This window comes from Kamptonema sp. UHCC 0994, from assembly GCF_029167235.1.
Classification (GTDB): domain Bacteria; phylum Cyanobacteriota; class Cyanobacteriia; order Cyanobacteriales; family Microcoleaceae; genus Kamptonema.
Genome location: NZ_JARFTR010000182.1, coordinates 1 through 8,707, shown reverse-complemented (window position 1 = coordinate 8,707; position 8,707 = coordinate 1). Strand labels below are relative to the sequence as shown.

The following is an 8,707-nucleotide window of genomic DNA, read 5'->3' as shown; positions in this document are numbered from 1 at the left end:
ACTGAAAGAATGGCTGTTATAGAAGAGAATTTGTAACGCCGCCCTATGGGCGGTAAAGATACCGCCCAGAGGGCGGCATTACGTAAATTAGCAAGATTTAAGATTAAAATTAGAGTAGTTAATGAAAATTCATAGAAACCTGTGACGACACAACAACTAACATCGATCGGCACCTTTGAAAAACTGTTTTGGACTTGGAAAGGCCATAAGATTCAGTATACAGTTCGGGGAACTGGGCGACCCTTGGTGCTGATTCACGGTTTTGGTGCTTCTATTGGACACTGGCGGAACAATATCCCTACGATCGCAGATGGTGGCTATCGAGTATTTGCCATAGATTTACTGGGATTCGGCGCATCTGACAAGCCAAATCTCGATTACAGTCTAGAATTGTGGCAAGAAATGGTGAAAGATTTCTGGGCCGAACATATTCAGGAACCTACTGTATTTGTGGGTAATTCCATCGGGGCTTTGCTGAGTTTGATGATAGTCGCAAATCATCCCGAAATTACTGCTGGTGGGGTTTTGATTAACTGTGCGGGGGGACTAAATCACCGCCCCCATGAATTGAATTTACCGCTACGGACGGCGATCGGGATTTTTACTAATATAGTGCGATCGCCTGCTTTCGGGCCCTTCTTCTTTGACCGTATCCGCGAGAAAAATCGCATTCGCAGAACCTTACGCCAAGTTTACACAGATCCCGCAGCGATTACCGAGGAACTCGTAGAAATCCTCTATACACCATCCTGCGATCGCGGAGCTCAGCAAGTTTTCGCCTCTATTCTCGGTGCTCCTCCGGGCCCTGAACCAGCAGAATTGTTGCCCAAAGTCAAGTACCCTTTATTGGTAATCTGGGGAGCAGACGATCCTTGGACACCGGTTACTGGGGCAAAGATTTATCAGGAGTTGAGTGCGATCGGCAAACCCATTAAGTTTATTTCTATCCCTAAAACGGGGCACTGTCCCCACGACGAACGACCAACTGAGGTTAATTCTCTGATTTTGGCATGGTTGGCCGAGTTGCCATCAGCCCTTTAATCCTTTATGCTGTCTGGCTTTAAGGAGTTTTGGAAAAAAACTTTGCAAAAGGGGTTGACAAAACTAGGATACCTTCGGTTATAGTTAGTCTCGTGTGAGGAGCGAACCAGTAAGAACACCGAGACGAAACACGGCCAGTCGTCGGTGTTCTTTCTGTTTGAAGGTTAAAAATTTGAAAGCACAAATTCTTCAATGGCTGCGGCTACGCCATCTTCTTCCACACTCGGCGCTACCCATTGCGCGATCGCCTTCACTCCATCCGGGGCATTACCCATCGCTACACCAATACCTGCATAGGAAATCATTTCCAAATCATTAAAATTATCGCCGATCGCCATCACATTAGCCGATTGCAGGCCCAAAACATCCTCCGCTAGGTAGCGAAGTGCAGCGCCTTTACTGACTGAGGGATTTGCAGCCTCAAAAAAAGTAGCGACTGACGTTGTTAAATAAAGTTCGGCTGGGGTGTAAATCTGCCGTAAATTACTCAGGAGATTCGCGATCGCCTCTGCATCGTCGCATAAAGCCAAGATTTTAGTGGGTTCGGTATCCAACACAGATCGCAAATTCCCAACAGCTATAGGTTGAATTCCCGAACGCTGAGCGTATATTTGAGTAGCCGCCGTGATTTCCCGAACGTAAAGTTGGTCATTAATATAGAAATGGACAGAAAGAAGCGATCGCAATTCCGGTTGTTCAAAATAATCGAGGAGTGCGATCGCCTTCTCTTTTGTAACGGGCAAATGGGATAGAATTTTTCCCGTACTAGGGTCTTGAATCCACGCACCTTGATAACAAATTAATGGTAAGCTGGAGCCGACAGCCTGATGAAAGCGGAGAGCAGAGCGATACATCCTACCAGTCGCCACTACAACTTTAATTCCCTTAGCTTGAGCCGCACAAATTGCCTGTTTAACCGGTTCTCGGATCTCGTTAGACTCACCTGCGATCGTACCGTCAATATCTATTGCCAAGAGTTGAATATCTGCGGCATTTGCTGGTGTTTGGTTGGCGGCAGTTGGGTGGGAAGTTACTAAATTCTGCATGAGTTATTTTGTAGTCAGTAATTACACAGTCACTAACATTTTGTATCATTGTCAACGCAGTAAAGCAATCTCATTGGTCAATTAATCGCGTATAATATCAATAAACCTACATCAATGTGGCTGTTATGACCATCACCACCACTAAACACTTTACCATAGCTGAATATCACCGATCACAGAAATAGACATCTCCGAAAAAGAATCTAAAGCACTTAACTCTGGTTAGAAAAAAGGCGAATTTATGGAGATGCCTAAAGTAATGGAAGCAGCGCTATCCTCCGATAATTGCCTTTAATTTTTCCGACCAAAACGAGCTAATAACTCCTCACGGTTAAGCTGCATAATCAGTTGCGTGATTTCCAGAGGTTCTAGTTGAATTAACGGCTCGATTATTTGCACTAATTCTTCATCAATAGCGCCAAATTTCACTTGTAGCATACTCTCAACCATCAGGCGTTGGTTTCGTTCGATACCTTGTTCGATACCTTGCTCGATACCTTGCTCGATACCTCGCTGAGTCGCATCTTCTAGCCGTTGCAAATACAAAGGTGACAGTTCCATAATTAACTCCCGATCTTCTCGATCTATGTCCTGACGGACTTGTAAAATGGTTCGCAAGTTATACAACAATTCTAGCGCATTCAACCGAAAAGAGTTATCCGAGGGCAGTTCTATCAATTCAGCAATGGCTTGTTTTTGCACATTTCCTTTCCCTAAAACTCTCAGCCATAGAGTTTCTGAAGTCCTAGGGAGTTGGTGAATAGCAATAATTGCTGCTTTCAGAGATGTACCCAAAAAATAAACTCCAGTTACCCAATTTTCTGGTTCAGAAATTGCTCTAAATCCTGCTAACAGTGGGTCAGAAACCGTAGGCGACAGTATCCAGAGTAGCGGCAAATCTGATTCTGCAATTCGAGTATTTTCTCTAGCCGCTTGGCGTTCTAATTCCGCGTGTAAGTCAAACAGTTTGCCCAGACAACTGCGAATTTCTCCCGGTTGAACGGGACTGCGGAATGGTTCAAATACAGCGGGTTTTGCTGCGATTTGACCCAAAAGACCGAGGGCTGTTGCTTCAACTTCTGGTTGGGATTTAGGAGCAAATAAAATGTCAATTTGCCGAACTTCCCCCGCAATATCCCGGCTAGTTTCTACATTGCCAAGAGGGGTTAATAGTTCTTTAAGATACTGTTTAGCAAATTGATCGTGAATGAATCGGGTCATTTTTACTTTGGAAGGCTATTTACTTTTTTAACTCTTCATAAGCTGAGAGCCTTGATTGCTAACCAAACAAATTTTATCACTTATAGGACTTACACAAAAGTATCCGTAACGCCGCCGTCTCGGCGGTATTCCTAACTGCCGAGACAGCGGCGCTACGAAACGTGCTACGTAAGTCCTGATTTATTAGCAACATCCATGCGTAACTCCTGATAAAATAAATATCTGTTCTCTAAAATAACAAACCATGCGCATCTCTCAAATGCTCTTCGCCACTCTGCGGGAAGAACCAGCAGAAGCAGAAATTCCTAGTCACAAACTATTACTGCGTGCAGGTTACATTCGTCGCATTGGTAGCGGTGTCTACGCTTATCTCCCCCTGATGTGGCGAGTGCTCAAAAAAATCTCTCAAATTGTCCGCGAAGAAATGGACGCTACCGGAGCTCAAGAATGTCTTCTACCTCAACTACAACCCGCCGAATTGTGGCGAGAATCTGGCCGTTGGGACACCTATACCAAAGCTGAAGGTATCATGTTTGCCCTCACAGATCGACAAAATCGCGAATTAGGACTAGGGCCAACTCACGAAGAAGTTATCACCACAATTGCCAAAGATATGATTCGTTCCTATCGGCAATTACCCCTGCACCTTTACCAAATTCAAACCAAATTTAGAGATGAAATTCGTCCTCGTTTCGGGTTGATGCGCGGTCGCGAATTCATTATGAAAGATGGCTATTCTTTCCATAAAGACGAAGAAAGTCTGAAAAAAACTTATCAAGAGATGGCACAAGCTTACAAAAATATGCTAGGCCGCTGTGGTTTAGAATTTCGAGGAGTTGATGCTGATTCTGGGGCTATTGGTGGTTCCGGTTCCCAGGAGTTTATGGTATTAGCAGATGCCGGTGAAGATGAAGTTCTTTATACTGAAGATGGTCAGTACGCAGCTAATGTAGAAAAAGCTGTTTCTCTACCTGCTGATGCTGAAAAATCACAACTTACGAGTTATGAAAAATGCGAAACTCCGGGAACTGAGACGATAGAAAAACTGTGCAAATTCTTTAAATCTTCCCCTACCCAAGTGGTAAAAAATGTGCTTTACCAGGTAGCTTATGACAGTGGCATGACAGTATTGGTACTGGTAATTATTCGAGGCGACCAAGATGTTAATGAGGTAAAATTGGTAAATGAATTAACCAAATTAGCCGATAATTACCAGGCTAAAACTATTCTTTCTCTGACAGTCCCAGACGCAGAAGCACAACAAAAATGGGCAGCCAAACCTTTGCCTTTAGGTTATATCGCTCCCAATCTAGCAGACGATTACATTGCTAGCAGCAAACAGGTAAATCCGAAGTTTTTGCGGTTAGTAGATAAAACGGCAGTTGATTTAGAAAATTTTATCACTGGTTCTAACGAATCAGGCTATCATGTTGTCGGTGCAAATTGGGGAAAAGAATTCCAATTGCCAGAAAAAGTGGTGGATATAAGAAAGGCTAAAAAAGGAGATCGTGCTATCCATAACCCCGAACAAACTTTGCAAACTGCCAGAGGAATTGAAGTCGGTCATATTTTCCAACTTGGTACTAAATATTCTCAAGCAATGGGAGCTACCTACACTAACGAACAAGGGGAAGAAGTACCCTTAGTGATGGGTTGCTATGGTCTTGGTGTTTCTCGCTTAGCTCAATCTGCTGTAGAGCAATCTTACGATAAAGATGGTATAATTTGGCCAGTCGCGATCGCACCTTACCAAGTTATCATTTCCATACCTAACATTAGCGATGCTCAACAGGTAGAAGTCGCTGAAAAACTTTACGCAGAACTTAATCAAGCTGGCATTGAAACTTTGTTAGATGACCGCGATGAACGGGCAGGTGTTAAATTTAAAGATGCTGATTTAATCGGCATTCCCTACCGAATTGTGACCGGCCGTTCGCTTAAACAAGGGAAAGTTGAAGTCGTTGAAAGAGCAGATCGCAAATCTCAAGAAATTGCCATTGAGGATGTAAAAAATACCTTAGCAGAGTGGATTGAAGCAGCTATCAAATAAGACTTAATATAGCGGTTGCTATAAACAAAAATATCCGGCGATTGAAATCGCGCAGCAACGCGGGCACACAAACAAAGTCCGCCTACGCGGACTAAGGGCGAATTTAAGCTGGATTTGGTATAATTAAACGTCGTACCTCACCAATTGAAAACTCCCATATTTTTATAGTCCGCGTAGGCGGACTTTGTTTGTATAGCCGCGATTTCAATCGCCAGGAAAAATTAACAACTAACAACTAACAACTAACAACTAACAACTAACAACTAACAACTAACAACTAACAACTAACAACTAACAATTAACAATTAACAGCCTAAAGGCAATATTAACCGAGCCAAAACCATACCATCATCTAATTGTTCAAGATAAAGATTACCATCCATTTGCCGCACGACTCGCTGGCAAATAATCAAATGCTGTCCAGGCGGTTTATCCAGAGTAGAAGTAACTAATATATCGCGAGGATCGCCATGATTAAAATCAATAATTAACTGCGGGTCAATAGAGCCATTATCCGCGATCGCCAATTCTAACCACTTGTCATCTAAAGGCTTACAGCGAATCTCAATCTTCCCTCCCGGCCCCAAGCGCCGACAAGCTGTCACCAACAACTCATAAACTACTAATTCTAATTTGATGCTATCCCCACGAATGCTTAAAACTTGTCCAGAAGGTAGCGCAGAAGTACCTTCCCGATAAACTTGTAATTGAATCTGAGATTGTTTCACCAGCGAGTCTACACGCTCAAGCGATCGCCTCAGCAAACTAGCTACCGCAATCACCTCTACCACATTGTGTAACCGCCACTGTTCCTGTTTCAGCAGTAAATTAGTCGAAGCTAGAGCATTGCCAATCTGCCGCAAAAGCTGCTGATAGCGCAAAGTTGTCAAAGTATCCTTCTGTTCCTTCCCAGGTAAAGCCGCAGATTGGCTCAACTCCCCTAACTGCTTCACTCCCGACCCCACAGTGCGGTAAAGTTCCTCCAAACGGCGTTGTTTGTACCAATTCAGCCATTCCAATTCCTCTCGCTGCGATTCCAGTGTTGCTTGTACAGTCAAGTAGCGACGCGACCAAGCTAACTGAGCTGCCAAAATGCTTAACAAATCGACCGAAAGTTCCGGCCAGGGGCGACCTTGAGCATCCGCCGCCAAGACAATTCCCGTTGGTTCGTGTTCCGGGGCCGTTCGCAGGGCCACTGCCAGAATTTGACTAATACCGGGACTGCGGAGCCACCTTTTAGTTGCTAGTGGTAAATTGCTCATATTCAGATGCAGCATTCCACTAGCTTTAAGAGTATTTTGAATCAAATAATCTGTCTGAACTGGAATCTCCACATCCAGATTTAGTGCAAACAGAGGACTAGCAGCAGCACTGGCGGCAATTCGACCCTCTTTCGCCCCCGCAGTCCAGGTTACTAAAGCTACCAGAGGACAACCTACCGCCTCGGCAATGTGCTGAGTTAAGCTACGCTCTAGCTGCTTTAGAGATATGTTTGCCCCTGAGTTTGATTCTCCAGGCAATTTTTGCAGGATTTGGTCTGAGTGTGCCTGCCACAAAATGGCTAAACCTGATTCCAGGGTTTGGTAAAATTTGTGTTGGTTTTGGAGTTGTTGCTGAAGTTCCCACTGGTGGAGAATCAGGCCAAACTGTTGACTGGCGATCGCCACCAATTCTCGCTCAGATCGGTTCCAAGTTCGTGCTGCATCGTGACCAATAACCAGCAAACCTTCAACAGAGCTGAGATTGGTATTTTCCTTTTCTTCCTTTTTCCATCTTCCATCTTCCTTCTTTCTTCCAGTGCTACAAACTAAAAGCGATCGCGCCCCCTGTTCTCCCAAAGCATCTCGCCAAGCTGACAATCGCTTGTCCTCTTCCCAATTTTCGATCGCCATCGGTTCTGCACTTTCCTCTAAAACCTTAATTTCTTCCGCCTCCAACGCTTTCAAGGGTGATGCTAACTTTCTGCGATTGGGAGGTTGATTCTGCCAGACAATTTCAAACTGACCCCGATCCGGATCGCGTAGCAGCAACAAAAACTGTTCAGCACTGAGGCGATCGCACAATTTCTCCGATGTAGTTTTCAACGTCTCCAGCCAATCAGCATCGTTATAAATCGCACGAGCCACCCCAGCAGTTAAATCGCGATCGAGTTCAACTTGTCGAATCTTATCCTCCATCTCTGACAGAGGAGCCGTCAAACCTACCAACTCGGCCGCACCCCGCAGATAAGTTTTTTCATCTTCTTGCCAAATCCGGGGTTCATTCGCCTCCACCGCCAAAAAGCCCAAAAGCTCCGTTTCCAAGATAATTGGAGCCGCCAATAGCGAACGAGCGCGAATTTGCTGCATCAACCGCCCCGTAACTTCGCTTCTCAGGGAACTGTGGGACTCTCCAATCCAGACAATTTGCTCGTTAGCAAGAGCCTGATAAAATCCGCCCAAATCTTGCACCGTGATCCCACTTGCTGGTCTATTCCCCCCTCCCAAACCGGGTGCAACCTGACGGTTACTGACTCTACGCCAGAAATAGCGCCGTTCGCGCTCAAACCAGTAAACATTAGTGCGGGCTGGCTCGATAAATTGGTGAGTTTGCTCAACTACCGCCTGTAGACATCGATCGAGGGAGCGAATTTTGCCCAACTGCGAAATCAGCGTCAGCAGCGGTTCATCGGGATGTCTAGCTTGTTGTCGCTGCCAATCTGCCTCGATCTGGTATAGGGCCGCCGCCAGTCCCCCAAAAATCAGGCTCATTTGTGCTTTTTCCCCAGCTTTGGGTGAAAAGCCCCAGGTTTCAGAACCAAGTAAAACCACGCCGTAGCAGCGATCCTTGTAGCGGAGGGGAAAGATAATAGTTCCCCGTAAATTGAAGGTTTGAGCAGCTTTGCGCCATTCTCCCGCCCGTGTTTCTTCTCGCAAGTCGGGAACGCTGACGGGGCGAAGTTGGATCACGACTTGCTCTAGTAAGTCCCCTGGATTGAGGGTAAAGCGTTGCTTGAGAAAGGATATATCACCTTTCGGTACAATTCCTCCTTTGCCAAACAAGCGATGACCTGTGCGATCGTACAAACCAATCCAAATTACTTGGTAGTCGTCGAACTCCGTTTGCAGGTAATTTAGAGTTGCCTCCAGCAAAACGTCTACATTCTCTTCTTCTCTGAGGGTTTGGAGGACGCGCTCTAAGCTAATGATTTGTTCCTCAATATCTTTTTGCTTTTGTTGCTCGTCCATTGCTAGCTATCCCCCAAACTGTGTAGAATTACAAATTGAAAATTAAAAATGTAAGAACGAATAATAACGATCGGGACTTACACATACTTTATGTAACGCCGCCCTCTGGGCGGTAACATACC

5 protein-coding genes are annotated in these 8,707 nt (G+C 45.1%); 2 read left to right on the top strand and 3 right to left on the bottom strand.

Annotation, left to right across the window (positions count from 1 at the left end; all coding sequences use genetic code 11):
* The first annotated feature begins 141 nt into the window (after positions 1 to 141).
* Entirely contained in the window at positions 142 to 1,041 is a 900-nt protein-coding gene (locus PY364_RS16905; RefSeq protein ID WP_275524226.1) for an alpha/beta fold hydrolase, read from the top strand.
* Between the two features lie 164 nt (positions 1,042 to 1,205).
* On the opposite strand, the gene PY364_RS16900 is transcribed toward PY364_RS16905, so the two are convergent.
* Positions 1,206 to 2,087 (bottom strand): Cof-type HAD-IIB family hydrolase, encoded by an 882-nt coding sequence (locus PY364_RS16900; protein ID WP_275524225.1) that lies wholly within the window; start codon positions 2,085 to 2,087, stop codon positions 1,206 to 1,208.
* Positions 2,088 to 2,378: 291 nt separating this feature from the next.
* Entirely contained in the window at positions 2,379 to 3,308 is a 930-nt protein-coding gene (locus PY364_RS16895; protein ID WP_275524224.1) for a hypothetical protein, read from the bottom strand.
* A 244-nt stretch (positions 3,309 to 3,552) separates the two neighbouring features.
* Between PY364_RS16895 and proS the strand changes: the two genes are divergently transcribed.
* Entirely contained in the window at positions 3,553 to 5,358 is a 1,806-nt protein-coding gene (proS, locus tag PY364_RS16890) for a proline--tRNA ligase (protein ID WP_275524223.1), read from the top strand.
* 305 nt (positions 5,359 to 5,663) lie between these two features.
* Here proS and PY364_RS16885 read toward each other — a convergent pair whose 3' ends face one another.
* Positions 5,664 to 8,585, bottom strand: coding sequence for a GAF domain-containing protein (locus PY364_RS16885; RefSeq protein ID WP_275524222.1), 2,922 nt, complete (start codon positions 8,583 to 8,585; stop codon positions 5,664 to 5,666).
* Between the last annotated feature and the right edge of the window lie 122 nt (positions 8,586 to 8,707).